This window comes from Bacillus sp. MMSF_3353, from assembly GCF_030733445.1.
Lineage (GTDB): Bacteria > Bacillota > Bacilli > Bacillales > Bacillaceae_G > Bacillus_A > Bacillus_A wiedmannii.
Genome location: NZ_JASHJA010000025.1, coordinates 12102 through 38169 on the forward strand (window position 1 = coordinate 12102; position 26068 = coordinate 38169).

A 26068-nucleotide genomic window follows, 5' to 3' on the forward strand; every position below is an offset into this window, starting at 1 on the left:
ATGGGGTAGCACCACATTGCCATCAACCTAAGAAAACAGGTTCCCCAAAAAACGATAAATAAGCTTTTTCGTTACAAGAAAGCCTAAAAATATCGTTTTGGGGCAAATATTATATTAAATGATGTTGAAAATAATAGATATGTCTGAATCACTAGTTTCAAAAAAGCCTTCACGCAATGATGATTCCATGAAGGCTTTTGATGTTTTCTTATTTTTTTGTCTCATTGACCCATGTAATAATGTCCTGGATGACGTACTCGGGAACATTTGCAGGGATTTCGTACTCACTTGGAAGACTCAATTCCCCGTCACCCTCCGTGAAGAAATGATTCAATTTCGGATATTCTTTGAACTGAACATTCCCGCGGTTTGAAAGTCCTTCCTGCCATTTTGTATAATCTTCTTTTACTGTTACTTGATAATCGCGTGCCCCTTGCAGAATCAGCAAAGGCTCTTTTCGTGATTTTGCCTCCTCAACTGGACGCCACCTAGTAACATCATACATAAAATGAGGAGACGGAAACGGAAAATTGTAGCCAGCTGGCGGATGGTCAGGATCGAAAGTAGGATCCAGGATAAAAGCGAACTGTTTTTTTAGTTCATCGATTACTTCCTTTGGCGCCCCAAGGTATTGACTCACATCAATGGCAGTGTCAGTCAAAGGGCGTGCAGGTGGTGCGAGTAAGATACTTCCTCGAACAAGTGAGGAAGGCGCTTTGCTCAGTATTCGCGGCATTGTGCCAGCTCCTTGGCTATGTCCGAGAATGAAAATATTATTTGGATCAATGCCTTCCTGCTGCGCTGCTGACTTTGCTGCATATATGGCATCGTCTGTAGTATCACGGTCCAACGTAACAGGTTCTGCACTCATCTTTAATGCATGTTCTAAGGTACGTTTTTCATAGCGTAACACTGCAATTCCGTTGGATGAAAGACCCACCGCAAGGTCTCGTAAGATTTTTGTTCCCAAATAGGTAGCATCGCGATCATGGATGCCAGCACCATGAACAAGAACAACAACGGGTACCTTTTCACCAGGCTTATGTTTCGGAACTGTTAATGTGGCTGGTAATGGATAAGTAGAATTTCCAATGACAATTTCACGTTCTTGATAGGAAGCAGGTTGGTCATATCTAGGATGCGGAATGTAAGATTCCTGGGGCGGCCTTTCTCCAACTTCATCTACTTTCCCACCAGGTGTGAATTTAAGGAGTAGCGAGATAGTAGTTCCTTCGATAGTTCCTGGAATTTCCACCGTCTGATGGACCAAGTTTCGTTCTTTTATCACGGGGGTTCCCATGCTTTTTAACCCACTCCAGCCACTTTGTGTCCACCAGTTTTGTAATGTGGTTGCTGTAAATTTGGATTGAAAAGCAGCAGACGTCAACTGGAGTGCCTCTGCATACTTACCTTGCTGGAGATATTCAAAAAATAATGATGTACGCTCCGTTAAAGAGACTAGTTTCTTTTCAGCGGATTGTTCCTCGCGTGTATCTGCGTTAATAGTTGTTGTAAGCGAGAAAGATGAAACGCCTAAAGAAAAGAGTAGGGTAAAGGTAAGTGCCGTTCTTTGTATTTTCTTTTTCTTATTCATGTTTTAACCTCCAATATGTGATGGTAAAAAACAGGTATGGTAATTAGGATTCTGGTGCAAAAACTTCAAAATATTTGCAAGTAATAATCTCCAAAACTTGGACACACTGATATTTTTACTCTAAAAAACCGTAGATTTCCACTTTTTTTCACATGCATATAAACTTCAGAAATGATCTTTCTTCCTTCATTTTATATTTTAATTATAGGGAACAAAGCTCTCGTTTTTCTTACTTGATACTTACAAATTCCTTAATTAGAGGATATTTTAAAATCTTAGGTTGATAGATATGAGGTGCTCCCCCAATAATAAACCGAAATCTCTTGATTAAATAAAAGTGAATTCGGTTTTATTGCTGTATAGTACAAAATCGTTTTAAATTGACAGTAAAACAAAAAAAGATACGTGAAGTTACTGCTAACAGCACCCTTCAAAAGAATTGTTATAACAACACACACCCATTATTGATACAATATAATTATTCATTGAAATAAAGAAAAAAATATAAATTTAGGGGGAGAAAAACTTTGGAAATAGATCAAATAAAGAATATCCTAAGAAAAAGTGCAACTATTTTTCAAACAGGAGGAAAAAGACCCGAGTTTTCTATAAATGAAAGTTGGATTGGAAAGATCCCCTATTCATTACCAAATGAAACTTACCCAATCGACCGCTATGAAGAAAAAATGTATGCGATCATGATGCTTAATTTAACTCAAATACCTTTTGTTCCAGAAGCAGTAAAAGATATGAAAGCCATCGCAGTATTTCTTTCTCCAAACTTCACTAAAGATTTATCAAACTTATCAGGAAATTTTTGTATTAGAGAATATGATTCTTTAGAGGAACTTGTACCGAATGAAATGTCAATTACGTTTCCTAATCTAAAATCTTTTCCCTTAATACCTAAATTAGTAACTAATGAGTTTCCACAATGGGATACAGAAGATTTTCCAAACAATATGCAAGATAGAATTTTAGAACTTGAAAACACAAATGAGATTGACTACTACGAGGATATTTTTGAAGAAAATCATTACATACATAAATTAGGTGGCTATGCTTGTTTTGCCCAATCAGGTATCCAATGGTCCGCGGATTATGAATTTGTTTTTCAAATAACAGAAGATCCAAAAGCACATTTAAAGATTATTCATGGTGGCGGAATTTATTTTGCTAAAAATAGTAAAACAAATGATTGGATCGCACATTGTGATTTCTTATAGGGGTCCCGCCACATGCCCATCAACCTAAGAAAAGCAAATACCCCAAAACGAGAAAATTGACATCTCCAGATGAAAAAAGAAATTTTTATTACATATTAGGACAAAATCTAGTTCTGGGAGTAGTTATATTTTCTTAGCCTGATAGGTATGTGGTGGACCCAAAGAAGGAGATATAGTTGTTGAAGCTCGGATGAATCGATTAGCCAAAAATTTAAAACACATGTTAGAACTCGTTGAAAACTTGGCAAAGCGAAATGTTCATATAGTTAATCTGGATTATAATTTTGATACAAGAATAGCAACTGGAAAAATGCTCTTTCATATTATTGAAGGTGTTGCTGAGTAGGAACGAGAGTTATTGAAAGAAAAGCAAAGAGTCGGATTAGGCATTGTTAAAAAAGGGGGACAGCTGGGTCGTCCTCGTAAGTGCGGGAAGAAGCATGAAGGGATGGAACATGCTATCCATTTATATAAAGAAGATAAACGTACAATAAATCAAATTTGCAATATTACCAAGTGAGTCGTTCAGCGTTTTATCCTGAAATTAATAAGAGAACTTTGAAAATGAATAAATAATGTGTCTATGAATTTAATAGCAAATAAAATTCATAGAACATTGGAAAATGTCATAATTTCAAAAATTACTTTGCTAAATATGGATACTGATTTTTATGGATATCATTGGAAGTGGGGGATGGTGTATGAAATCAATAAATGCAAATGGGAATATATATCATATTGAATGTGTTCCTTTTGAAGATAAGAGTAAGCAGGACGAAGAGGGATACTACGAATATTTTTACAAAGGAGTCAATTTATCGTTTCACTCCGACAAAGAAACAATAAAAGCCCGAATGTATGATGGGGAAGAAGTAATATATTTCTTGAAAAATCCAATTCTTACTTTGGATAAAGATTTTGAAGCGATAAAGGTATATATAATTAAAGAATATGATGTAAAAAAATTTAAGATTCCGGGTGGGAAAAAGGCCTATATAGAGTTATAGCCATAATCGATCTCAGTCTTTACCATGGATATATTAAATGCAAAAGGTAGGTAGTTATATGATTCGTGAAGCTCAACCAAAGGACAGCAATGTAATTGAAAATCTATATAAAAAATTAGCACCACATAGCAAAAATATTAAGGTTTTACCAGAAAGAATTGAGCAGATAAGGAATGATTCTAATAATTTTTTGTTTGTCTATGAGGAAAGTGGTAACATCAAAGGAAGTATATTTATGACGTTTTGCCTTGATCCTGGATATCAATTTAGACCGTATACGGTTTTAGAGTATGTGATTGTAAATGAAGATTTTCGAGGTAATGGGATAGGGGAAAAGTTATTGAATCATGTAGAAGAGATATCAATTGCAAGGGGATCCACAAGAATTATCTTATTAAGTAGTGCAACTAGAATAAAAGCACATAAATTCTTCACTAAAAATGGATACAATGGAACCATAAGTAAGGGTTTCAAGAAGTATATACCAATTAATTAAATTTTATTTATAGGTGTTTTTTCTTAGAATGCTCCTTCATGATTCTAGACCAAAAACGATTTTCATTTAATGATCGTTCAACAAACATTACAGACGTAACACCCGTATCAGGGTGTAATGAGGTTTCATCCCTATTCATTCTTAATCCCCACTAAATACTAAGCTAGTTCTATTCTTATGAGTAAATATATATAAATACCATCAATAAAAATTTATGATGATAATGATAAATCTCATATACATGTAAAATTAACCTACCTTATCATTATCAGTAATCAAAGTAAGTCTACGCCTTATACACAAATAGATAAGGAGCGGGCTTACTTTTCTTCTGAATTTTTCCTTAATTTATCCCTAGCTGATATTGATGTGGTGGGTCCCTATATAACGAAGAACGAATGTAAATAATACAAATCCCCCCAACATATATAATATATTGAGGGGATTTGTATTAAAACATTTTATTAAATTAAGTCTTGATAAATATTTTTTCAAAACACTTTCTTTTTTTTTGTTAAGTGTTTTTTATTAATAACCAGAGTCTTCTGAAGTAAGATTATCAAGCATTTTATAGTCATACTTTTGTAATGGTTTTTCAGCAGGCCCTTCAAGTACTTCTCCTGTATACGAGAATCGCGAACCATGGCATGGGCAATCCCAAGAACGTTCTCCATTGTTCCATTCAACTTCACATCCAATGTGGGTACAAGTTGTATCTACAATATGAAGTTTGCCTTCTGCATCTTTATAAGCTCCTTTTCTATGTCCATCAATATCAACGACAGCTCCTTCATCGTTAGATAAATCACGAATACATTTTTGAGGAATCTCTAACTTTCCTTTAATTAAGTGTCCAACAACATTGGCATTTTCGACTAAGAAATTCTTTAAACTAGGATTCATGTGGAAACGAGAGGGAGTATATAATTCCCGATATTTGTTTTTTTCTTTTAATATGATGTCTCGAAATAAAAGCGCCGCTGCGGTTCCGTTTGTCATACCCCATTTTCTATATCCAGTAGCAATTAATATATTTTTCTGATCGGATGTAATTTCACCGATATAAGGAATTTTGTCTAGTGTAATTAAATCTTGAGCTGACCAGCGATAGGGGATACTTTCAAGGCCAAAAACTTGTTGCCCGAATATTTCTAGTGCTTCATAATGTTTTAGTGTTTCTCCGCCTTGTCCCGTTTTATGACTTTCTCCAGAGATAAGAATAAATTTTTCACCATTAATTGTTGTAGAACGGAGGGAGCGGGTTGGTTCATCTACACTAATATACATACCACCTGGATAATCTGTTTTTGTCTTAGCGGCAATTATATAGGATCGGTCTGCATGCATTCTTGTAGAGTAAAGTCCTGCGCCTTCATAAAAAGGGAAATGAGAACAAGAGAGAATATACCTTCCTGTAATTTGAGCTCCTCCACGGGTAAGAACTACAGGTTGTTCGCCTGTTTTTATATTTACTGCTGTGGTATTTTCAAAGATGTATCCACCTTTTTCTGTAATTATATTTGAAAGATGAGCTAAATACTTAAGGGGATGGAATTGTGCTTGATTTCTCATAACAAGTGCATTATGTATTTTTAAATCAATAGGAAGTTTGTTTACAAGTTCGCCTTCAATTCGAAGTTCATTATAAGCTTCTGCTTCTTTTTCTAACTTAAATGCATATTCTTCTGTTGTGGCATACAAATAAGCATCTTGTTGAGTAAAATCGCAATCAATGTGATGTTTATTAATTGTGGTTTGAATGAATTTTAAAGCATCTATGTTTGCTTCATAATACAATCTTGCGGTAGTTTTTCCGGTATATCTGATAAGCTCGTCATAAATCATGTCATGTTGAGCCGTAATTTTAGCTGTCGTATGTCCAGTCGTTCCATTTAATAACTTGTCTGCCTCTATAACAGCGACTTTTAGACCTTCATTTACTAAAAGATAGGCAGAAGTAATGCCAGTAATTCCTCCTCCTACTATAATAACATCGACCTGTATGTCATTTTCTAAAGAAGGGTATTCTGGTAATTGAATACTGCTCGTCCAATAAGATTCGGCATTATGGGGTAATATTCCACTGTAATTCTCATTATTCGTCACTATAAATCCTCCATCCAATGTTTTATAGTTTTAGTATTTCCACTTATTGGAGAGGTAAACTTTGAGCTTAGAAAACAGCAAATTGTGGCTGTATGTATGTTCAATTTAGACGTAATTTTATTTGAACAGTGTTTTTGCTTTTAAATGACGCTTATTAAAATTGATACTAATAAGTTTGATAAATAATCATAGAAAAGAGCGTGTTTTGAAAAAAGGTTAATCAAAACACGCTCTTAATATCTTCAGTTGGTTGATTCTGTTATAAAAAAGTTTAATCCTATTCCACTTATATTGCTATACTATTGGACTCTTTTCTTTAATAAGTCTAATAGTCAACTTAGGGAATTCAAATGCTCATAAAGAATACTTAGCTAACTGTTCACCCCAAGATGATAATTCAGTTTCAATAAATCCTGCTTTCTTATATAAAAATTTAGCTGTAAGGTTTTCAGGAGCATATCCAATCATTATTATAGAAATGTTTGCGTTATTATATTTTCTTATCTCATCAATAACTAGATGTATAGCTTGTTTACCTATACCTTTACCTTGAAATTTTTTATCAATCATAAGTCTATAAATCCAATAATTATTATCATCAGAATCTATCCCAAACATAGTAAATCCTATCATTTTTTCAGCAAGATAAATACCTTTTGCATAGAAATTATCTAAAAATTGAACTTCTGCGATAGAATAAAGGTTGGATGCAATTAATGTTTGTTGTTCTTCTTTAACAGATAATCTAATTGCTTCTTCCCAATTACTTTTGTCAATTGGCTGTAAATAAATTTTTTTCAAACTGATACTCTCCTTCTAATATTGAAGGGGAACCACGTAGTTTATGGGCTATTGGAACGTTATCCCCTTATTTTTTCGCCCAATCAAATAGAAATAATGTCTCATCGACAACGCCTCCTTAAAGGTATAGTTAAAAACACGTTATTATACTCAATATAATTATATTCTTTCCTCTATATTTTTTTAAAGACCTTATTATCCATATCCAATTTCACTGTTAACTTAATAACGGTTGCTCTGTAACGGAATAGTTTATTGTCATTCAACTGTTCCTTAATTGCTCTTTCACTACCAGAAGATGCTTTTTTCATTATAAATATGCCCTTTATATCATCAAAAGGGGGGAAGGTGCAATCATAATTCTAAATAACTGTTAATATAGCGATATTTGATAGATTTTGACACATTTAAAGTGTTTAAGGTTTCTTCAAAAAGTGCTCTTTTTTGACTTTTAAACCTTATCTCAAGTTTAAAATTGTTTTGGATTATGAAACATGTATCTTTAATAGCAACATGTTTTTATATTAGTTAATTGCGTTTGATATACTACTTTGGCTCAGTGCAACGGATAATGGGTTCAATTAAAGGGTATTATCAAAAAGAATACTATAAAACAAAACAATTTAAGAAATAGATAAGGGGTGAACAAGTGATGGAAAACATGATAAATGAGGATAACTTTAGTTTACAAAGGCAACCTTCTCAAAAAACGGTTGGTCAATATTTATTCGATTGTTTAAAATTGGAGGGCATTACCGAGATTTTTGGTATTGCAGGGGACTATAATTTTACACTTCTTGATACTTTAGAGTGTTATAAAGGTATCCGCTTTATAGAAGGACGGAACGAACTAAACGCGGGCTATTCAGCAGATGGCTATGCAAGAATTAAAGGGATGTCCGCTCTTATTACAACTTTTGGAGTCGGAGAACTCAGCGCTTGTAATGCTATAGCCGGAGCTAATAGTGAGCATGTACCAATCATTCATATAGTGGGTGCGCCTCCCGAAAATAATCAAAAAGAACATAAGCTGATGCATCACACTTTAATGGATGGGAAATTTGATGTTTTTCGCAACATGTATGAGCAAATTACTGCATACAGCACGGTGCTTACGCCTGAAAATGCTAAAATTGAAATTCCAGCCGCAATTCAAATTGCTAAAGAAAAGAAAAAGCCTGTATATCTTGTTGTGGCCGATGATTTAGTGACCAAACCGATTAAAAATCGTGTAGAGCCAACACAAGAGCGCCCAACATCTAATTTGAAAACTCTTCATGCTGCGGTCAATCATGTCCATAAGCTACTAGATCGTGCACATCGACCAGTTATACTGGTGGATGTAAAAACCATGCGTTTCGGTCTTCAAGCGGCAGTTCAACAACTGGCAGACACCATGAATGTTCCTGTTGCAACGATGATGTACGGAAAGGGAGGATTCGACGAAACCCATCCAAATTATGTGGGAATGTACTTAGGATCTTTTGGAGATTCTGAAGTTCAAAGTAAGGTAGAAAATGCAGATTGTATCATCGCAATTGGTATGGTATTGGCAGATACTAATACCGCGAGTTTTACCGCAAAACTAAACCAGCTGATAACCGTCAATATTCAACCGGATATGGTTAAAATTGCTGAGGCAGAGTATCCGAATGTTCTTGCAGCTGACATGTTACTTGCAATACAGAATGTGGGTTATAAGGGGCAAGGCTTGGTAGAAAAAATGTCATTCCCTTACGACCAATTAAATACTAACACCGATGCCCCTCTAATAGCGGCGAACTATTATCCACGTTTTCAGCAGATGCTGAAAGAGGAAGACATTGTAGTTGTCGAGACCGGTACATTCTATTACGGAATGGCAGAGGTGAGACTACCGAGCGATGTAATATATATTGGGCAAGGTGGTTGGCAGTCCATCGGTTACGCAACCCCCTCGGCGTTCGGTGCTATTATGGCTGTGCCTGAACGCCGAGTGTTTCTGTTTACAGGGGATGGAGCCTTACAACTGACAGCTCAAGAAATCAGCACCATGCTTTATTATGGATGCAAGCCTATAATTTTTGTCTTAAACAATGATGGTTATACGATTGAAAAATATTTGAATGTAAAAACAAAAAATCAAAAGTACAACAAAATTCCTCAATGGTCTTATACTAAGCTAGCGGAAGTTTTTGAAGGCGATGCGCTTACAGCTACAGTCCGTACCTACGGAGAGCTTGATCAGGCAATAAACCAAGCTGAAATAGAAAGTACTGAAAAACTCTGTATTATTGAAATGATTGTAAAAGATCCAATGGATGCATCTAGATATATGAAAAAGATGCGTAATTATATGGAGAAGCAGGAAATGCAGCGTACTCAGCAATAGCCTTGAATAGACCAGGAAGATAAGTCTAATTTTTTTAGAGGAATTCTGAAAAATTCACAGAAAAATTGTTAGGTGTATTTTAAGATATAAAGTTGATGAATGTTCGATATATTAGGAAAAAGCGTGTTTTGAAGAAGATAATCATAACACGCTTTTTTATATTCAATTGCCATCCCTTATTTGATACTAATAGCACATTCCAAATCATATTCTTATAATAGAAAGGGGTGTAAAGTTAATTGATAAAAGTAAAAGTTCGTTTACAACCCATTGTAAGTAAGATAAATCTACCCACTGTTTTAAGAACAACTATACTTCCAGGTGAATCAATTGAAAGATTATTTATTGCAACCCAAATAGGAGAAATCTTTTACATAGGAGACGGAGAAATAAGAACTTTTTTAGATGTTCGTTCTCGAATCATAAAATTAGGGAAGTCTGAACAAGGTGGATATGATGAAAGAGGGTTGCTAGGACTAGCGTTTCATCCACAATTTTATTATAACGGTTTGTTTTATCTTCATTATTCATTAGCTGGAACACAAGGACCGGGCGCTCTGGCTGAACCTTTTAAGCCTAATCCATGTGACCCAAAAACGTTAAATTTAAGATGGATAAACAGGGAAACTCAATATGATCATATTGATACCGTAGAAGAATGGATTTTACAACCGAATGGTCAACCTCAAAAAAGACGTACATTACTTAATATAAGAAGACCATTTCTTAATCATAATGGGGTTAATAGCCTAAGTTTTTCACCTGAAACTGGGGCACTTGTTTTAACAACTGGAGATGGTGGATCAGGCTATGATCCATTTAATTTAAGTCAGGATGATATGGAGATAGCCGGTAAAATAATTGAAATTGATGTAGCTAAGAATACACTTATCAATAATCCTCCTGTAGTCACACGTTTTGATGAACTTCCCTCATCTATTCAGGAAACTCTTAAGGTAATTGCTAAAGGCGTTCGTAATATCACAGGTATTTCATTTCAAAGGTTTTATAATCAGTATATTAAATATGTGGGAAATGTTGGGCAAGATTTGGTGGAATCAATTTTTTCATTTGTTCATTATAGACCTATACCAGTCACTCAACTTGTTCAAGCTTCTTTAATAATGAGATCTACTTCTGACCAAGACGGATTTATTAACTTTGGTTGGCGTGGATGGGAAGGGAATTTTCCTACTTCTTTTATAAGACGCTGTTCTTCAGCCACCACTTTAGATGAGAAAACAATAGCTTATTATAATGAAACAGTTAAAACCTCAATGAAGCGGCTTCAACCATTTATTAGTTATTTTCATAAAGGTTCAGGACCTGATAAGTTTGATGGAACTGCACTTACAGGTGTCCAACCATATATGGGGAATGGAATCCCGAATTTAACAGAAAGTATTGTGTTTATCGATCTTGCTCAGAAGAAACAAACTAACTCCCCAGTTAGAGGGGTTTTAGCCTATACTCGCCCTAGTATAGATGGTAAATTAAATGATTTTAGTGTTATTGAAACCGATTATAATTTTGGATCTCAATCAGCTTATTATGTTAATTTGGGAACAAATCTGAATCAAACTAGATTATATTTAGGGGTTTATGAATCTACAAATGTGACTGATTTGAACAAAGGTACTATTTTTGAAATTGTACTATAAGGCAATGCCGCATAAAATACGCTGTAATGAATAGTATAGAAAGTGACTGTTTGGATATTTTTGGGTGGTGATTTTAATCGAATGGTTTGTCCGTTACTGGTATCAATCGATGAGAGAGATAGGTGAAGACCATATTCACTTGAATAAGAGCTCCTTTGTAGCCAACTTGGTCATTACAGCCTTGCTGAGTACACTTGCCACCATGCTTCAATCAGCAGGAGGCTTTATGCCAGGTATAGGCTACTTAATTAGTTTTTTAGCGACATTACCAATTTTTTTAGTTACGTACCTTTCGATTCGTCAAGGAACCCTCTCTTATATCCTTACAATTCTCCTTTTATTTATCATTCAGCCGAGTGAATTAATTATTTTTCCATTTACAACAGGTTTATTAGGTATAGCTATAGGTGTGGCTTTTTTACAATTGAATAAGAGAATTTTGGTTGTTTCTTTTTCATCAATATGTCTACTGGCGGGGATCATGGTGATACTGTATGTATTCCGTTTCCCAGTACTGGGCCCTACTGTTAATACAATTATAGATGCGAAGGTTATTGCAATAATATTTATATTAAGTTTTTTTTACTCCTGGCTATTCGTTGAAATTTGTAGAATATTTTTGAATAGATTGTATCGTTTTTTATAAATGCTGACTAAATTCTATTGAACGAACAAGTGTTGTAATATTAGATGTTTTAAAAGGAGGGGCAATATGAAGCTAGCTTTTAGTACAAATGCATTTACAACATACACATTACCCGAAGCTATTTCAGAAATTGGAAAGTTGGGGTATAAAGGAGTTGAAATTTTAGCGGATGTTCCTCATGCTTTCCCACCTGTACATACTGCTGCTTGGGTAACTGATGTACGACAAAAAATAGAAAAATATGGCCTCGAAGTCTCAAATATAAACGGAAATACAGCAGCTGGTTTTTTTCCATATTCTACTGGAGAACCTACATTTGAGCCTTCATTATGTAATGCAAGAGAAAAGGTGAGGAATCAGAGAATTAAATATACAAAACAATTAATAGATTTAGCTGTAATAGTAAATGCCAAAAACATCAGTATTACAAGTGGAAAGTGTCTTTCAGGGAATCCACCAGATCAAGCGATTAATCATCTTATAAATTCACTAATAGAGATTATGGACTATGCTGAACGACATGAAATCAACGTAGGGATTGAGTACGAACCTGGCCTTTTAATAGAAAATGGCAAAGAATTGAATGAATTAATTCAAAGAGTGGGATCAAATAGGCTGGGCGCAAATCTTGATCTCGGGCATGCAGATGTAATAAGAGAGGATATTCCCACTTTATTATCAAGTTTAAAGTCTAGGATATGGAACATCCACCTAGAGGATATAGCAGATCACAAACACTATCATCTTATACCTGGTCATGGGAATATAGATTTTAATCAATTATTTAATTATGTAAAGCAAATTAAATATAAAGGATTTATTACAGTAGAATTATATACCTACTGCAATAATCCAGTACTGGCAGCAAAGGAATCTATAGAATTCCTTACACCATATTTTAAGAATAGCCTTTTATGAGGGGAGAAAATTTATGAAATATTTTGATCCGCACATCCATTGTTATTCTCGTACAACCGATGATTATGAAAATATGAGTCTGGCCGGTGTACGCGCTGTTGTAGAACCCGCATTTTGGCTTGGAAGCGAACGCCGTTATCCTGAGACCTATTTTGATTACTTCCAACATTTGCTTACCTTTGAACCTGAGCGTGCTAAGCGATATGGAATCACTCATTATTGTTGTTTAGCTATGAATCCAAAAGAAGCAAATAACATTGATATTGCCTATCAAGTAATTGATGGATTGCCCGAGTATTTGCAACATGAGCGGTGTCTTGCAATTGGGGAAATCGGATTTGATAGGATTACTCCTGAGGAAGAAGATGTGATGCGGAGACAACTTAAATTGGCTAAAGACCTCGATATGTTAGTTATGGTGCATACTCCCCATCAAAATAAGCGGGAGGGAACAAGAAGAACAATAGAAATCCTAAGGGAAGAAGGGCTTGAACCTGATAAGGTATTAATAGATCATAATAATTCAGATACTATTGATCTTTCCGTTGAATATGGAGGCTGGAGCGGAATGACAATTTATCCAACGAAAGTTTCAACTGATGAAGCAATTGAAATAATTGAACATTACAGCATAAATAAGATTATGGTTAACACTGCAGCAGATTGGGGACCATCTAATCCTCTTAATGTTGTAAAAACTGCGCTTGAGATGCGAAAGAAAGGGCATGCGGAAAATATCATTCAAGAACTAGTTTGGAATAATCCAGTTCGTTTTTATGAGCAATCTGGAAAATTAAAACTAGATTCATAAGGGGTGAAAAGATTATGAAACTTGCATATAGCAGTAATGGATTTAAAAGATATGGCCTGTTAGAAACAATAGATATATTATCCGAAATTGGATATGAAGGTATAGAAATCTTACTAGATATCCCGCATGCTTTTCCACCTGAGGTAACGAACGAGAAAATACTCATGATAAAAGACAAGTTGAAACAAAGGAACATGACTATATCAAATTTGAATGCATTCATGCTGTATGGAATAAAAGATAATTGGCACCCGTCTTTTGTAGAGGTAGATGAAACAGAAAGAAGACAACGTATAGAACATACCCATAACTGTATTGATTTAGCTCAAAAACTCGGTGCAAAGACACTATCTACCGAACCAGGGGGGCCACTCATCAATGTAGGGAGGGAATGGGCAAATAAAGTTTTTATTTCTGCAATGGAAGAATTGGCTGATCATGCCGAAAAGTCTGGCGTAACAATCCTTGTTGAACCTGAGCCTGATTTATTAATTGAAACATCAGATCAATTTATAGAATTTAAGAAGGCTGTTCCTTCGCAGGCAATTGCATTAAATTTTGATATAGGACATTTCTTTTGTGTTGGAGAAGATCCAGCTGCATTGGTTTATAAATTGCTACCATATACACAACATTATCATCTGGAGGATATTGCAGCGAATCGCGTACATGAGCATCTGATTCCTGGGCATGGTGCTATTCCTATTCTAGAAGTTTTACAATCTATAAAGAAAACGGGTTATGACGGTTTTATTACCATTGAATTATACCCTTATGAAAATCATGCAATATCGGCCGCCAAAGAATCTTATGACTATGTGCAAAGTATCCTTAACAGCCTATGAGAAGAATTCGTACTTATTTTGAACTGATAAGATTTCCGAATACCTTTACAGCGATGGCAGATATATTGGCAGGCACCTGGATTGCGGGAATAGTTTTGAATCAAAGTTATTTCAGTCAGATTATTCTTCTTATGTTAGCGAGCGCATGTATATATGCGTCAGGGATTATTTTAAATGATTTTTTTGACTTTGAAATAGATAAAAGAGAGCGTCCTGAAAGACCTTTACCATCCGGTCGTATATCAATTCGTTCTGCTTTATGTTTTAGTTTTGTGCTTCTTACTGTAAGTATCATATCTGTATGTTTTGTTTCAGGTATCAGCTTTTTAATTGCTTGTATCCTCATTATGTTGGTATTTGTATATAATCGCTATTCAAAGCATTATGACGTTTTAGGACCATTAACGATGGGGCTTTGTAGAGGAGTTAACTTGTTACTAGGATTGAGTATTATATCAGATAAATTAGTAGAATTTTGGTGGTTAGCGGGATTAGGATTTATATATATTTTCACTGTTACTGTAATGTCTAAAGGTGAGGTTGGATCTGGCCTCTATCCTATACGAGTAAGAATTATGGCAGGAGCGGTCTTAACATGTGCTATTGCTATTTTGCTTTTGCATTTCTATGGTGTATGGGGAACAACAGTTATTACGGTAATAGTTTTTTTATTATGGACTTTTTCAGGGATTTTACCAGCATTAGCAAATCCAATATCATCTAATATTAAAAAAGCAGTAGGAACATGTATAATTGGTCTTCCATTATTGGATGGAGCAATTGCTGCTTCGTTTGGAGGATGGCCAGCTTTCTTTTCTGTATCTTCTTTCCTAATCATAAGTTATATCATGTCCCGTATTTTTCCCGTTACATAGATGAAAGGGTGATACCTTTGGAGAAAAAGAACGTGGTTGTATTAGATATTATTAGTTTGACGGAAGAGCATCTAAATGATGCTGAATTAACCCCAAATATTCGGAATTTGCTAGAGAATGGCCAGCAAGCAAAAATTAAACCTGTATTTCCAGCTGTAACTGGTTCAATGCAGGCTACGTATATTACTGGAACTTCACCAGCTGAACATGGAATTATTTGTAACGGTCTTCCAAATTGGGATACAAAAGAGATAACAATGTGGAATCAAACAATGCTACCAGTTGAAGGTAAAAAGATATGGGAGAAGTTGAAGGAAGAAGATTTGACAGCTGAAACAGCAGTGTTGTTTTGGCAGTTCAGTAAGTTGAGCACAGCAGACTATGTAGTTACTCCTGCCCCAATTCATCTCGATAAAAAAACAATTATGTGGTGTGATTCAAAGCCGAGGGGGCTATATGAAAAATTGAGGGGGAAATATGGGGAGTTCGATTTGAAGAGCTTCTGGGGTCCGTTCTCTTCAGTTAAATCCAGTGAATGGATATTAGATGCAGCAATAGATGTTTTAGAAGAATATAAACCAAGATTATCACTTGTATATCTACCCAATATAGATTATAACGCACAAAGGTTTGGGCCTGAAAGTGAGGCTGCGAAGAGATCCATTAAAGAAATTGACAGTTTAATTGGAAACTTTGTCGAGCAATTGGAAGAGCGCAACTTGAAGGAGCAAACACGGCTAGTTATTTTATCAGAATACAACTTTAAGACAGTTAATAGACCTATATTTATCAATCAAACGTTGAATAAAGAGGGATATGTGGCTATCAAGCATGTCGAAAATATGGATTTTCTCGATTTGGAGATGTCGAAAGCCTTTGCTTTAGCAGATCATCAATTGGCTCATGTGTATATTCAGGACTCACGTGATATTGGGGTAGTTAAAGAAATTCTCGAAAGAACACCAGGTATAGCCGAGGTATGGGGAGAAGAAGAGAAACGGGTTCATAAGATTAATCACGAACTTTCGGGGCAGTTAATTGCTATTGCTGAACCTGACAGTTGGTTTGTGTACTACTGGTGGTTGAACGATGAACAGGCACCAGAATTTGCATACAATGTAGATATTCATAGGAAGCCTGGTTATGATCCAGTTGAGCTGTTTGTAAATTCAAAAACATTCCAAATACCACTAGAACCGGAGCGAATCAAAGGATCTCACGGTTTACCAGCAAAGGACAAAGGAGATTATGTGTCACTTGTAGTAACAGGGAGAGATTTTGAACTTCCAGATACATTAGAAGCAACCGAAGTCCATGACTTGTTGTTAAAACTTGTGGGGAATGGGGAGAGGTGAAAGAATGACATATCAGATGGGTGTATTATTTGTCGGAGTGCTAGGTGCCGTTGCAACAACAACGATTTCCGGACTTTTTGCAGTAAATCAAAATCTTGCTCCACTAAGGGGCGTTATTTCTACAGAGAAAGAATTCGAGACATTACAGCTAACTCCACTCGATCAGATTGCTTTTGGTGGATGGGATATACAAAAGGATTCATTGATAGAAGTAGTACAAAAATATGGTATCATTCAGGAATCTATTTTGAAGAAAATTGAAATGCAACTCAATGATGTTCCTATTTGGCAAGCACCACTGGCTAATGTAAATGATTTTGTTAAAGGGGTCTATAATCTGACAGGAGAGCCTGAGAACTTAATGAGCGCAGTGAATCAAATTCAGGCAGACATTAAAGAATTTAGAAAAAAATATAATCTTGAAAGAATTGTTGTGGTAAATACGGCTTCAACAGAAGAAAAGACAAAAAGTCATTCTTTATATCAGTCATTAAAAGCATTTGAGACTGGATTAAGGGAAAATTCACCTGATATTCGACCAGGTATGCTGTATGCATATGCGGCAATGAAATCAAAATGTGCCTATGTAAATTTTACGCCGAGTGTGACGACTGAGATACCAGCATTACAGGAATTAGCAGAACTGCAGGCTGTTCCGACGGCAGGAAAAGATGGAAGAACAGGTCAGACTTTATATAAACATGTTTTAGGAAAAATGTTTAAACAACGTGGATTGAATATTGTCGGGTGGTATAGTACGAACATCTTAGGGAATCAAGATGGTGCAGTTTTGGAACACCCAACACATTCTTCAACAAAAATTGATTCGAAATCCATTGGGCTAGAACAAATATTGGGGTACAGTCATTTTGATCATAAAGTAAGAATTGATTACTTTTCTGTCCGAGGAGATAGGAAAGAAGCCTGGGATACCATTGACTTTGAAGGTTGGTTAGGAGAACGAATGACAATGAAAATTAATTGGTTAGGTATTGATTCGATTTTAGCTGCCCCTCTAATAATTGATCTGTCCCGTTTTATGGATCATGCACTTAAAGAAGGGAAGGTAGGAATAATGGAACATCTTTCACTCTTTTTTAAATCACCAATTGGAACAGATGAGTATGCCCTTGATAAACAATATCAAATGTTGTTGGGTTATGTGAAATCTTTCGAATAAATTGATAATTTTTGAGTCATCAATGATCTAGGAAAGCAATATTCATCTCTAAACTCAACTATGGTGTTTTTAGCGGAATATATGGTGTGTTTTTTAGGTTTAATTATTATGGCTTATCGGTTTACTCAATCTAGAAAGAACAAAATGATGATTATTCAAGCGATGCTTACTTTTGTAACTGCAGAACTAATTGAGAATTTGGTAGGAAAATGACATTTGGACTATCACCCATTTACAGTATTACCTAATGTTAATAAACTCGTCGATTATGATTATGCAGTAGATAACTCATTTCCTGGCGAATATACAATTCTATTTTTTTGATTTATTTTTCATATTGTTTGTTCGGAAAAAGACTGGGTGCGTATGGGTTATACTTGCATTCTGTTTAGCTATTTCTCGTATCTGAGTAGGAGTTCATTATCCTTTCGATGGTATAACAGGAGTTCTAATAGGAATTTTTTCAGCACTATTTTCGTATTGGGTAACACCCAAAATTACATTTATAAAACAATTGCTTAATCTTTACGGAATAATAGAGCAGAATATAATACCCTCTAAAAATAAATCGAAAAACTTTTGATTATGCAACACAATAAAAAAGATTACATATACTAATGAGTATTCTTTTTCAATATCGTCTATATTAAAGAGTGCTTTTAAAAGCGCTCTTTAATTCTTAAATAAGAATTTTGTTTAATTTTACTAGTTAACCAAGAATATAGACAAATTTATCAGGAGTGTTAGTGTAAATGCACTTGAAGAGATGATGTTCTAAAAAATGTTAACAATAATTAAAATATTTTTAGTAGTAATTTATTTATTGATTCTATACTTTTTGGATTTCTAATAATGAAAAATATTTACAAAAGCTAGATTGGCATCCGTTACATATTGTTAAAATTAAAGTGGTTATCAAGTCGGAAGGAGGCACTTTGGGATGTCTTTTTTTTAGTAAAAAACACCTTAAGTGGCGAATAGTTCAAAAGTAATGACTACTGGATTATATAATATCTCGTAAGATCCATATTAATATTTGAACAACCTAAATCTAGATTCTCCTGATTTTTTCAACACCGTTTTATCTTCTTGTTCTTGCAATTCTAAACTAACTAAAAATTACATATGGGGTCTCGCCAACATAACGCGAATTTCGTACGCTAAGGAATTTCTAAGTTGAAAAACTTGGTTTTACCGTATGTTAACAAAGTACCATAAACGACATTTAATGTTTGTTTTGGTACTCTGTTTTTGATAATGAGTTTTGGAACTGGTTTTTGACCGTATTTCTTTCAGTTATATTAGAACTAAATAGAGTTCCTTAAACGATCGTTTTCGGTTCTTATTATACAATCCTTGTAACATCATTGTAGCCTTAGCGTACAGAATTTGCGATTGGTGCTATCCCATAGTGAAAAAAGCCTTAATATTTAAGGCTTTAAGCAATCACTTCGCTATCAACTCAAAGGCCTACTGTTATAGAAGTATATTAGGTTTTTATATATCAGCCTGAGTAACTGGAATGCTTAGTTCAATAAAAGCCAGATGATAAAAATTACTCCTATAACTGCTAAAGTTCCAAAAAAACCTACCAACATTTTTCCCTCAGGACCATTAATAAGCTCTTTTAAAACTTCTTTTGCTATTCGCTGACCTTTACCACTTAAAGATATCGAAAGAATAAAGAATATTACCACTAATACAAATGAAGAAATTATTAGCTCCATGAATTATGTACCTCCCTAATATATGTGTGCTATTAATTAACCAATAATTGCCTTATACATTATATCAGCTAGGATACACGGAAGTATAACAAATTATTTTTATAATTTAATGTATTAATCAGAACAGCATTAATACAGGATAGTGCAAGTCGGAGGAAGGCACCTTTGGGTGTCTTTTCTTTATTTTCAAAGGGACTTGCTCAATTAATCCGTAAAAACATAAAGTATATTAAATCCGTTAAAAAACATGCGTACACCCTTGTTTTCTCTTCTTATTAAAGGAGGATCTATTATAGGATTTGGTGGTAGTTGCGGCGAAGGCTGCTGTTTTGCTGGAGGATTTGCTTTATTAGTTGTATTGTTTATTCTATTAATCATTATCGGATGCAGTTGCTTCTGCTAAACAAACTATCGGAAAAGACACTCTTATATGGGTGTCTTTTCCTGATGCGTTAAAAAGCCCACCTATTTCCGTAGGTGGGCCTTATCCTTATTACACAATACCGAATTATACTCTCATTTTTTCATAAACTATATGTAATTATACATATTGGTAAAAAATACACCAAATAAATATTACATGTAGTAAAATATAAACCGTGGACACGTTCTATAAAGCAGATTCTTTTGAAAGACGTAACATATTGATCTCAAATCTCTTGAATTTTGTGAACTAACAATCTGGTGTATATAGACGATTCTGTTTTATAGGATGTGTTTACACGTATAACAAGGGGATAATACGGATAGGTTTATACTAAATGAACGTGGTTCAAGTCGGAGAAAGGCACCTTTGGGTGTCTTTTCTTTATGCATTAAAAACCCACCTATTTCCGTAGGTGGGCTACTTGTGATTTTACACTCTTGCATGATGAAATTATAACAAAATCCTCAAGCTTCCAGATGGTTAAATTTATATTAGTCTAAAGTACGAGCAGCTGCATAAAATGATCCAGAACCACCATTTCTGTGAGTAACTTTAAGCTTATATTCACCTTCTGAAAGATTATAGTACGTATTTGTAAAAGCCTTTCCTGCTTCTAACGATCCATTTTCAATAGTATTATCTTGTGAGTCTTTTAAAGACCAGTCAAGCTTGCCTTTAGTATTGTTTGTCATATGAACTCTCATATCCCCATCTTTTACATGCACAAATGATACTTCTCTTTCTCCATTTATCAGACTGAAATTATCTTTAAGTATTTGAGTACGCTGAATAATTGGTGCTGAATTTTTAGTATTATCTATAACTTCCGTACTTGCTGATGCAGCTCCAATTCCTCCAGTTAATGCAATACCAGTTGCTAATACTCCAACTACTAATTTCTTGAACATAATAAATCCCCCTTAAATATTTTTTTATAACTTGCACCTTAAATGTATCACTTTTGTAATTTTTGTAAATATTTTGAATTTGTATAAATATTTATTTAAATCTTGTTAATATTGGTAATATACTTTATCAAATGGAAAATAGAGGTGTTTGTAATGATATGTAATAATGCATGTTCATTCAGGAAAAAATTGTGATAAAATCCAAGTACCTGTTCTTTTTTCAGTTATATTGGAAACCTTACTTCTTATTTACCCCAACACAAAAAGAGAAGGCACCCTAGGGTGCCTTCTCTTTTTTCTCAATATAAGAATTTTAAATGCATGCTATAATTTTTATAGAAATTCCCTTTTATGCAATAAGATAGTAATACTCAATCCAAAAACCCGCTGTCATGAAAATACAGTGGGTTTTTCTTTTGCACATAAAAAAGCCTCTTCATCCTATCGAAATAGATACTACTTTTCTATAGGATCGTTCAAGTCGCGGGAAGGCTCCTTAGAGTTTCTTTTTCATTAAACTAACATGTAACCTGTAGCAAATCCTTTTATTTTTTATCATGTAAACCCCCATCTACAAATAAATCAGAGCAAAAATGACTACCTGTCCAAATTAGTTTTAAGGTAATATATTCCAATAATTACTATTATATCAAATTAAAAACTATTAAAATAGTCTATTAAATATAAATGTTATATTTTACGATTTTAACAAATAATATTATTTTTAGGGGGTATTTTCCAAATGAGTAATAAACAAACCAAAAAAATTATTAGTGCAGTCTTAGCGGGTACATTTATGTTTGGCGTTGCAGCTCCATTAACCTTTAATGTACAAGAAGTGAAAGCTTCAGGATTTGAAACAGTTGATGAAAGATTAAGCCAAGAAGAAATTTTAGATTTACTAAAATTAGAAAAAGAATTGAAAGAAAATAATATTTCAATTGAAGATATTATGACAGGGATTGAACAAGAATTAGCTAAAGAAGTTCCTGGAGAAGCATTACCATTATCAATAAAAAATGTTGATGGTCCACAATACGGTCCTAAGTCTCAAGCGGCAAAGATAGCAGCAAAACAAATGTTAAAAAATCTAAATAGAATTGGGAGAGTTGCTTGGGATAGAAGTGTAAGACAATATGTTGATAAATTACCAATTTCATGGGACAGTAAAAAAGCATTAAAAGGATATTTGAGTTATACTGTAGTTGTTAAAACTCTTAATGTAGTCATTGGTTTTAGCGGAACTATTACAACTGCTATATCAAACCAGCTTAAAAAGATGGGATGTCCTGCATGGTTAGCAGATATGACAGCAAGGGCAATTGTAACGTTGTTATTATAAATTTGAATTTCCAAAGAAGGTGGATATTCTATGAAAAAACTATTGCAAATAGCCATTACCTTTTTTGCAATATACACAATTTTACACATTATAGTAGGTTTTGATTTTAATCCAATTATTAGTTTAGTAACTAGAATTATTCAAGCCTTATTGGCACTTTGTTTATTAATTTATGTTATCAAATTTACAAGAAAAACAAATCGTTAAACTAAATCGTATTGTTCAATTACGTATATTGTAACACTCGCAATTGGACATAGATATGCCGAACAACGAAGATACCCAAAATAAAAAAGGCACCTTTGGGTGTCTTTTTTTATTTTCACAAGGACCTGCTCAATACCTACTTAAAAACATAAGGTAAAGTGAACCCATTAAATGCATGGAATGAACCCTAGTTTTACCCTCTTATCTAAAGGAGGCACTATTGTTATGGGATATGGTGGTAGTTGCGGCGAAGGCTGCGGTTTTGCTGGAGGATTTGCTTTATTAGTTGTATTATTTATTCTGTTAATCATTATCGGATGCAGTTGTTTCTGCTAAAAACTATTGGAAAAGGCACCTTAGGGTGTCTTTTCTTTATGACACAATACCAAATTATACTCTCATTTTTTCAAAGTTTTATGCAATTATACATAGTTGTATAAAATACACCAAATAAATATTACATGTAGTAAAATATAAAATGTGGATACATTCTATAAAGCAGATTCTTTTGAAAGGCGTAACATATCGATCATTACAGAAGGTGTGGCGTCACTCTAATACTGATCTCAAATCTCTTGTACTTTGTGAACTAACAATCTGGTGTATATAGACGATTCTGTTTTATAGGATGTGTTTACACGTATAACAAAGGGGAATACGGATAGGTTTATACTAAATGAACGTGGTTCAAGTCGGAGAAAGGCACCTTTGGGTGTCTTTTCTTTTATACATTAAAAAACTCACCATCTTATAACACGGTAAGACCTTTGCAACAAACAATAATTGCAACTATATTAATTTTATATTACATTAAGGTTAAGGAATATTCTTATACTAATAAAGCGCTAAACAGTAGGTGGAAAAATGGAATTTAACGATTTGGGTATTACCATTAAAGAACTTCGAATGAAAAAAAATATATCACAATCCGAATTATGTCATGGAATATGTTCACAAAGTCAAATTAGCAAGATCGAAAAAGGTATAATTTATCCGTCTAGCATATTGTTATATCAATTATCAGAAAGACTTGGTACTGATCCAAATAATATATTTGCACTAACTCAAAATAAAAAAATAAAATATATAGAAAATGTAAAATACGTAATAAAAGATTGCTTAAAGCAAAAACAATATAAAGAACTTTATGAAATAGTAAAAATAGAGAAAAACTTAAATAATTTTCAAACAAAAGAAGAGAAACAATTTCTACTATGGAATGAAGCAATTGCTATATTTGAAGTAAATAGATCAACAAAAACTGCTTTAACTCTTTTAAATAATGCATTAAAACTAACTGTAACGAATGTTGATTGTTTATCAGAAAGAGAAATAGATATTATGCAGACAATGGCTATATTTCATGCAGAAAATAAAGAATACAAAAAAAGTATTACTATATTAAGAAGATGTTTAACTAATTTTAACAAGTTAGATTTTCCTAGAGATAGAGAAATTAAATTAAAAATCATTTATAATTTATCAAAATGTTTAAGTTACACATGTCAATACGAAGAGGCACTAAAATACATTGATAAGGGCATCCAATTAGCTATTAATCTAAATACTTTATACTTATTGGGTGAACTATACTATGGAAAAGGTTCAAACTTATTAAAGCTTAAACAATCTAATGACGAAAATGTTGCTAATAACATGAAAACAGCGTTATTTATATTTGAATTAACAAAAAACGAAAATAAATTAAAAATAATTCAAAAAGAATATTTCGAAAACAAAAATAACCACTCATAATTTCGTAAAAACTACTTACAAAGCCCACAGGAAAAATCCCTATAGTTTTTTAAATTAGAACTATATTATTAAAATTAAAGTGGTTCAAGTCGGAGGAAAGCACCTTAGGGTGTCTTTTCTTTATTAAAAAAATACCCACACAATATGCAGGTATTCTCACTAAAATCTTTAATTTTCGCTTCATTCAAATAAGACTACAATAAAGCCCCATTATTCCTTAAATTCCTCATAATTTCCGGATTGTCATTTTCTACACTATAAAAATATACTTCATCCATGTAATTTTCAATATCCCATTCTTTTATACTCCATTCATTCGTTGTAATAAGTATAACTTTTTTCGAATTTGTACTCTTCAGTTCATCAAGAAATTTTTTATATCTTTTTTCATTATCTAAAACTGTTTGAACAGGATAAAACAAAGTGAATGTATTTCCATTGCCTCTAGGATCAGACTTTGTATGAGTTACATAACTGTTTATATTAACAAGCATTCTACCTATTTCATAATTTGTTGTTGATTTAACTGTATAAGGCAAAAGATCCTTCGTGAACTACCCGCCACTTAACGTCCTAACGGACTGTTTGAAGTGGGGGCTTCTCGGTTAGTCGTTACTTTTGGTAGCTAACGAATTCGTCCTAAGACAGCCGAGCTAACTCCCTTGTTCCAAGGGTTATTTTATTGCTATCTATGCTAACGCCAATAGGCGTATTGCTTCATTTTTGATATTGATAGCTGCGTTATAATCTCTATCGAGATTTACACCGCATATACAAGAATAGACTCGCTCAGACAATGACATATTTTTCACATTTCCACAACTGCTACATGTTTTTGTGGAAGGAAACCATTTTTCTATTTTCACAAGCTGTTTGCCTTGTTCATTTAGTTTATAAGCTAAGAAAGAAGTGAACATACCCCAAGCATTATCAGCGACGCTTTTTCCAAAATGAAGTGCTTGCGATATTCCCTTCATATTTAGATTTTCAATAGCTACAACATCAAAATGAGTAGCTAACTCTTTAGACTTATGATGAAGGAAGTTCTTACGTTGGTTTGCTACTTTTTCATGCAGCTTAGCTACAAGGATACGTTGTTTATTCCAACGCCCTGAACCTTTTGTACGTCTTGATAATACTCGTTGAGCCTTTGCTAATCGGTCTAACATTTCACGATAGAACTTAGGATAATTGGCTTTCTCATCCTCAGAACTGACGTATAATTGATCCATCGCAAAGTCTAATCCAACAACTGTTTCTACTTCTTTTTGTACGATCTCTTTTTCATATTCAGTCAAAATGGACACATAGTATTTACCAGTAGGTGTCATAGAAATCGTACATGACTTGATTATATGGTCTTGTGGTATTTCTCTATGCTGTTTGATACGTACCATTTTCAGTTTTGGCAATTTGATATGACCGTTAAGCAACATAATATTTCCGTTCACTACATTCGTTGTATAAGACTTTCTGTCTTTTTTACTTTTGAATGTTGGGAAGTCATTTTGACCACTAAAGAAATTTTTATAAGCAGTTTGCAAGTTTAGTTGAGCATTTGCCAAAGCTAATGAATCAACTTCTTTTAACCACTCAAATTCTGCTTTGTATTTTGCAGGAGTGGGAAGCTTTTGTTTCCTTAGTTGATCCTTATCATCTTTATGTTTTTCATACGCTTCTTTCCGTTCAGCTAACATTCTGTTATACACGAAACGTACACAACCGAAGGTTTTACGCATAAGATGTGCTTGGTCTTCTGTTGGATACAAACGGAATTTATATGCTTTATTCTGCTTTGTCATATCATTTC

25 protein-coding genes and 2 pseudogenes are annotated in these 26068 nt (G+C 33.9%); 19 read left to right on the top strand and 8 right to left on the bottom strand.

Going from position 1 to position 26068, the window contains the following annotated elements; all coding sequences use genetic code 11:
• Nucleotides 1–208 precede the first annotated feature (208 nt).
• Complete coding sequence (locus tag RBB48_RS26145) at nucleotides 209–1594, bottom strand: alpha/beta hydrolase (RefSeq protein ID WP_306008346.1); 1386 nt, start codon at nucleotides 1592–1594, stop codon at nucleotides 209–211.
• A gap of 527 nt (nucleotides 1595–2121) precedes the next feature.
• On the opposite strand from RBB48_RS26145, the gene RBB48_RS26150 reads away from it, so the two are divergent.
• The 4 genes from RBB48_RS26150 to RBB48_RS26165 all read left to right on the top strand — a co-directional run bounded on the left by RBB48_RS26150 (nucleotide 2122) and on the right by RBB48_RS26165 (nucleotide 4323).
• Complete coding sequence (locus RBB48_RS26150; RefSeq protein WP_306008347.1) at nucleotides 2122–2820, top strand: DUF1963 domain-containing protein; 699 nt, start codon at nucleotides 2122–2124, stop codon at nucleotides 2818–2820.
• A gap of 220 nt (nucleotides 2821–3040) precedes the next feature.
• Entirely contained in the window at nucleotides 3041–3166 is a 126-nt protein-coding gene (locus tag RBB48_RS26155) for a recombinase family protein (protein WP_306008367.1), read from the top strand.
• Between the two features lie 355 nt (nucleotides 3167–3521).
• The gene (locus RBB48_RS26160; RefSeq protein WP_306008348.1) at nucleotides 3522–3827 is read left to right on the top strand and encodes a hypothetical protein; all 306 of its coding nucleotides are present in this window, start codon (nucleotides 3522–3524) and stop codon (nucleotides 3825–3827) included.
• A gap of 58 nt (nucleotides 3828–3885) precedes the next feature.
• Nucleotides 3886–4323, top strand: coding sequence for a GNAT family N-acetyltransferase (locus RBB48_RS26165; RefSeq protein ID WP_306008349.1), 438 nt, complete (start codon nucleotides 3886–3888; stop codon nucleotides 4321–4323).
• A 25-nt stretch (nucleotides 4324–4348) separates the two neighbouring features.
• On the opposite strand, the pseudogene RBB48_RS26170 reads toward RBB48_RS26165, so the two are convergent.
• From RBB48_RS26170 to RBB48_RS26180, 3 genes and pseudogenes are all read right to left on the bottom strand, one after another.
• Nucleotides 4349–4462: pseudogene (locus RBB48_RS26170) on the bottom strand (DUF2935 domain-containing protein); the annotation flags it as partial.
• A 389-nt stretch (nucleotides 4463–4851) separates the two neighbouring features.
• Nucleotides 4852–6429, bottom strand: coding sequence for an FAD-dependent oxidoreductase (locus RBB48_RS26175; protein ID WP_306008350.1), 1578 nt, complete (start codon nucleotides 6427–6429; stop codon nucleotides 4852–4854).
• 354 nt (nucleotides 6430–6783) lie between these two features.
• A complete protein-coding gene (locus tag RBB48_RS26180; RefSeq protein ID WP_306008351.1) occupies nucleotides 6784–7230 on the bottom strand; it encodes a GNAT family N-acetyltransferase in 447 nt (148 codons plus the stop codon).
• Nucleotides 7231–7882: 652 nt separating this feature from the next.
• Here RBB48_RS26180 and RBB48_RS26185 point away from each other — a divergent pair.
• From RBB48_RS26185 to RBB48_RS26230, 10 genes and pseudogenes are all read left to right on the top strand, one after another.
• A complete protein-coding gene (locus RBB48_RS26185) occupies nucleotides 7883–9601 on the top strand; it encodes an alpha-keto acid decarboxylase family protein (protein ID WP_306008352.1) in 1719 nt (572 codons plus the stop codon).
• Between the two features lie 239 nt (nucleotides 9602–9840).
• A complete protein-coding gene (locus RBB48_RS26190) occupies nucleotides 9841–11262 on the top strand; it encodes a PQQ-dependent sugar dehydrogenase (RefSeq protein WP_306008353.1) in 1422 nt (473 codons plus the stop codon).
• Between the two features lie 109 nt (nucleotides 11263–11371).
• Complete coding sequence (locus RBB48_RS26195; RefSeq protein WP_306008368.1) at nucleotides 11372–11908, top strand: hypothetical protein; 537 nt, start codon at nucleotides 11372–11374, stop codon at nucleotides 11906–11908.
• Between the two features lie 66 nt (nucleotides 11909–11974).
• A complete protein-coding gene (locus RBB48_RS26200; protein ID WP_306008354.1) occupies nucleotides 11975–12826 on the top strand; it encodes a sugar phosphate isomerase/epimerase family protein in 852 nt (283 codons plus the stop codon).
• A 13-nt stretch (nucleotides 12827–12839) separates the two neighbouring features.
• A complete protein-coding gene (locus tag RBB48_RS26205) occupies nucleotides 12840–13637 on the top strand; it encodes a TatD family hydrolase (RefSeq protein WP_306008355.1) in 798 nt (265 codons plus the stop codon).
• 14 nt (nucleotides 13638–13651) lie between these two features.
• The gene (locus RBB48_RS26210; protein ID WP_306008356.1) at nucleotides 13652–14482 is read left to right on the top strand and encodes a sugar phosphate isomerase/epimerase family protein; all 831 of its coding nucleotides are present in this window, start codon (nucleotides 13652–13654) and stop codon (nucleotides 14480–14482) included.
• Nucleotides 14479–15357 (top strand): UbiA-like protein EboC, encoded by an 879-nt coding sequence (gene eboC / locus RBB48_RS26215; RefSeq protein ID WP_306008357.1) that lies wholly within the window; start codon nucleotides 14479–14481, stop codon nucleotides 15355–15357. The genes RBB48_RS26210 and eboC overlap by 4 nt, the downstream gene beginning before the upstream one ends.
• 32 nt (nucleotides 15358–15389) lie before the next feature.
• Complete coding sequence (locus RBB48_RS26220; RefSeq protein WP_371878397.1) at nucleotides 15390–16712, top strand: alkaline phosphatase family protein; 1323 nt, start codon at nucleotides 15390–15392, stop codon at nucleotides 16710–16712.
• Between the two features lie 4 nt (nucleotides 16713–16716).
• The gene (locus RBB48_RS26225) at nucleotides 16717–17892 is read left to right on the top strand and encodes an inositol-3-phosphate synthase (protein WP_306008359.1); all 1176 of its coding nucleotides are present in this window, start codon (nucleotides 16717–16719) and stop codon (nucleotides 17890–17892) included.
• 60 nt (nucleotides 17893–17952) lie between these two features.
• Nucleotides 17953–18475 (top strand): annotated as a pseudogene (locus tag RBB48_RS26230) (undecaprenyl-diphosphatase).
• 943 nt (nucleotides 18476–19418) lie between these two features.
• On the opposite strand, the gene RBB48_RS26235 reads toward RBB48_RS26230, so the two are convergent.
• Nucleotides 19419–19619, bottom strand: coding sequence for a hypothetical protein (locus RBB48_RS26235; protein ID WP_016083229.1), 201 nt, complete (start codon nucleotides 19617–19619; stop codon nucleotides 19419–19421).
• Between the two features lie 292 nt (nucleotides 19620–19911).
• On the opposite strand from RBB48_RS26235, the gene RBB48_RS26240 reads away from it, so the two are divergent.
• Nucleotides 19912–20022, top strand: coding sequence for a YjcZ family sporulation protein (locus RBB48_RS26240; RefSeq protein ID WP_306008369.1), 111 nt, complete (start codon nucleotides 19912–19914; stop codon nucleotides 20020–20022).
• Nucleotides 20023–20537: 515 nt separating this feature from the next.
• Here the strand turns inward: RBB48_RS26240 and RBB48_RS26245 are convergent.
• Nucleotides 20538–20954, bottom strand: a complete 417-nt coding sequence (locus RBB48_RS26245; protein WP_193674225.1) for a hypothetical protein — start codon at nucleotides 20952–20954, stop codon at nucleotides 20538–20540.
• 742 nt (nucleotides 20955–21696) lie between these two features.
• Here RBB48_RS26245 and RBB48_RS26250 point away from each other — a divergent pair.
• The 4 genes from RBB48_RS26250 (at nucleotide 21697) to RBB48_RS26265 (ending at nucleotide 24258) form a co-directional block, all read left to right on the top strand.
• Nucleotides 21697–22296, top strand: coding sequence for a hypothetical protein (locus tag RBB48_RS26250; protein ID WP_306008360.1), 600 nt, complete (start codon nucleotides 21697–21699; stop codon nucleotides 22294–22296).
• Nucleotides 22297–22326: 30 nt separating this feature from the next.
• On the top strand, nucleotides 22327–22503 hold the full coding sequence (locus RBB48_RS26255; protein WP_002115188.1) for a hypothetical protein: 177 nt from the start codon (nucleotides 22327–22329) through the stop codon (nucleotides 22501–22503).
• A gap of 225 nt (nucleotides 22504–22728) precedes the next feature.
• A complete protein-coding gene (locus RBB48_RS26260) occupies nucleotides 22729–22839 on the top strand; it encodes a YjcZ family sporulation protein (RefSeq protein ID WP_000540371.1) in 111 nt (36 codons plus the stop codon).
• A 528-nt stretch (nucleotides 22840–23367) separates the two neighbouring features.
• Nucleotides 23368–24258 carry a helix-turn-helix domain-containing protein gene (locus RBB48_RS26265; protein ID WP_306008361.1) on the top strand — a complete coding sequence of 297 codons (891 nt, stop codon included), beginning with the start codon at nucleotides 23368–23370 and terminating at the stop codon, nucleotides 24256–24258.
• Nucleotides 24259–24452: 194 nt separating this feature from the next.
• On the opposite strand, the gene RBB48_RS26270 is transcribed toward RBB48_RS26265, so the two are convergent.
• A complete protein-coding gene (locus RBB48_RS26270; RefSeq protein WP_306008362.1) occupies nucleotides 24453–24797 on the bottom strand; it encodes a hypothetical protein in 345 nt (114 codons plus the stop codon).
• A gap of 150 nt (nucleotides 24798–24947) precedes the next feature.
• The gene (locus RBB48_RS26275) at nucleotides 24948–26060 is read right to left on the bottom strand and encodes an RNA-guided endonuclease TnpB family protein (protein WP_306008363.1); all 1113 of its coding nucleotides are present in this window, start codon (nucleotides 26058–26060) and stop codon (nucleotides 24948–24950) included.
• Between the last annotated feature and the right edge of the window lie 8 nt (nucleotides 26061–26068).

Coding starts and splice junctions, on each gene's coding strand:
- RBB48_RS26195 (WP_306008368.1), top strand. CDS start 11,372: ATGAGAGAGATAGGTGAAGACCATATTCACTTGAATAAGAGCTCCTTT.
- RBB48_RS26225 (WP_306008359.1), top strand. CDS start 16,717: ATGACATATCAGATGGGTGTATTATTTGTCGGAGTGCTAGGTGCCGTT.
- RBB48_RS26235 (WP_016083229.1), bottom strand. CDS start 19,619: ATGGAGCTAATAATTTCTTCATTTGTATTAGTGGTAATATTCTTTATT.
- RBB48_RS26160 (WP_306008348.1), top strand. CDS start 3,522: ATGAAATCAATAAATGCAAATGGGAATATATATCATATTGAATGTGTT.
- RBB48_RS26185 (WP_306008352.1), top strand. CDS start 7,883: ATGGAAAACATGATAAATGAGGATAACTTTAGTTTACAAAGGCAACCT.
- RBB48_RS26210 (WP_306008356.1), top strand. CDS start 13,652: ATGAAACTTGCATATAGCAGTAATGGATTTAAAAGATATGGCCTGTTA.
- RBB48_RS26200 (WP_306008354.1), top strand. CDS start 11,975: ATGAAGCTAGCTTTTAGTACAAATGCATTTACAACATACACATTACCC.
- eboC (WP_306008357.1), top strand. CDS start 14,479: ATGAGAAGAATTCGTACTTATTTTGAACTGATAAGATTTCCGAATACC.
- RBB48_RS26275 (WP_306008363.1), bottom strand. CDS start 26,060: ATGACAAAGCAGAATAAAGCATATAAATTCCGTTTGTATCCAACAGAA.
- RBB48_RS26155 (WP_306008367.1), top strand. CDS start 3,041: ATGTTAGAACTCGTTGAAAACTTGGCAAAGCGAAATGTTCATATAGTT.
- RBB48_RS26245 (WP_193674225.1), bottom strand. CDS start 20,954: ATGTTCAAGAAATTAGTAGTTGGAGTATTAGCAACTGGTATTGCATTA.
- RBB48_RS26250 (WP_306008360.1), top strand. CDS start 21,697: ATGAGTAATAAACAAACCAAAAAAATTATTAGTGCAGTCTTAGCGGGT.
- RBB48_RS26205 (WP_306008355.1), top strand. CDS start 12,840: ATGAAATATTTTGATCCGCACATCCATTGTTATTCTCGTACAACCGAT.
- RBB48_RS26165 (WP_306008349.1), top strand. CDS start 3,886: ATGATTCGTGAAGCTCAACCAAAGGACAGCAATGTAATTGAAAATCTA.
- RBB48_RS26265 (WP_306008361.1), top strand. CDS start 23,368: ATGGAATTTAACGATTTGGGTATTACCATTAAAGAACTTCGAATGAAA.
- RBB48_RS26255 (WP_002115188.1), top strand. CDS start 22,327: ATGAAAAAACTATTGCAAATAGCCATTACCTTTTTTGCAATATACACA.
- RBB48_RS26145 (WP_306008346.1), bottom strand. CDS start 1,594: ATGAATAAGAAAAAGAAAATACAAAGAACGGCACTTACCTTTACCCTA.
- RBB48_RS26260 (WP_000540371.1), top strand. CDS start 22,729: ATGGGATATGGTGGTAGTTGCGGCGAAGGCTGCGGTTTTGCTGGAGGA.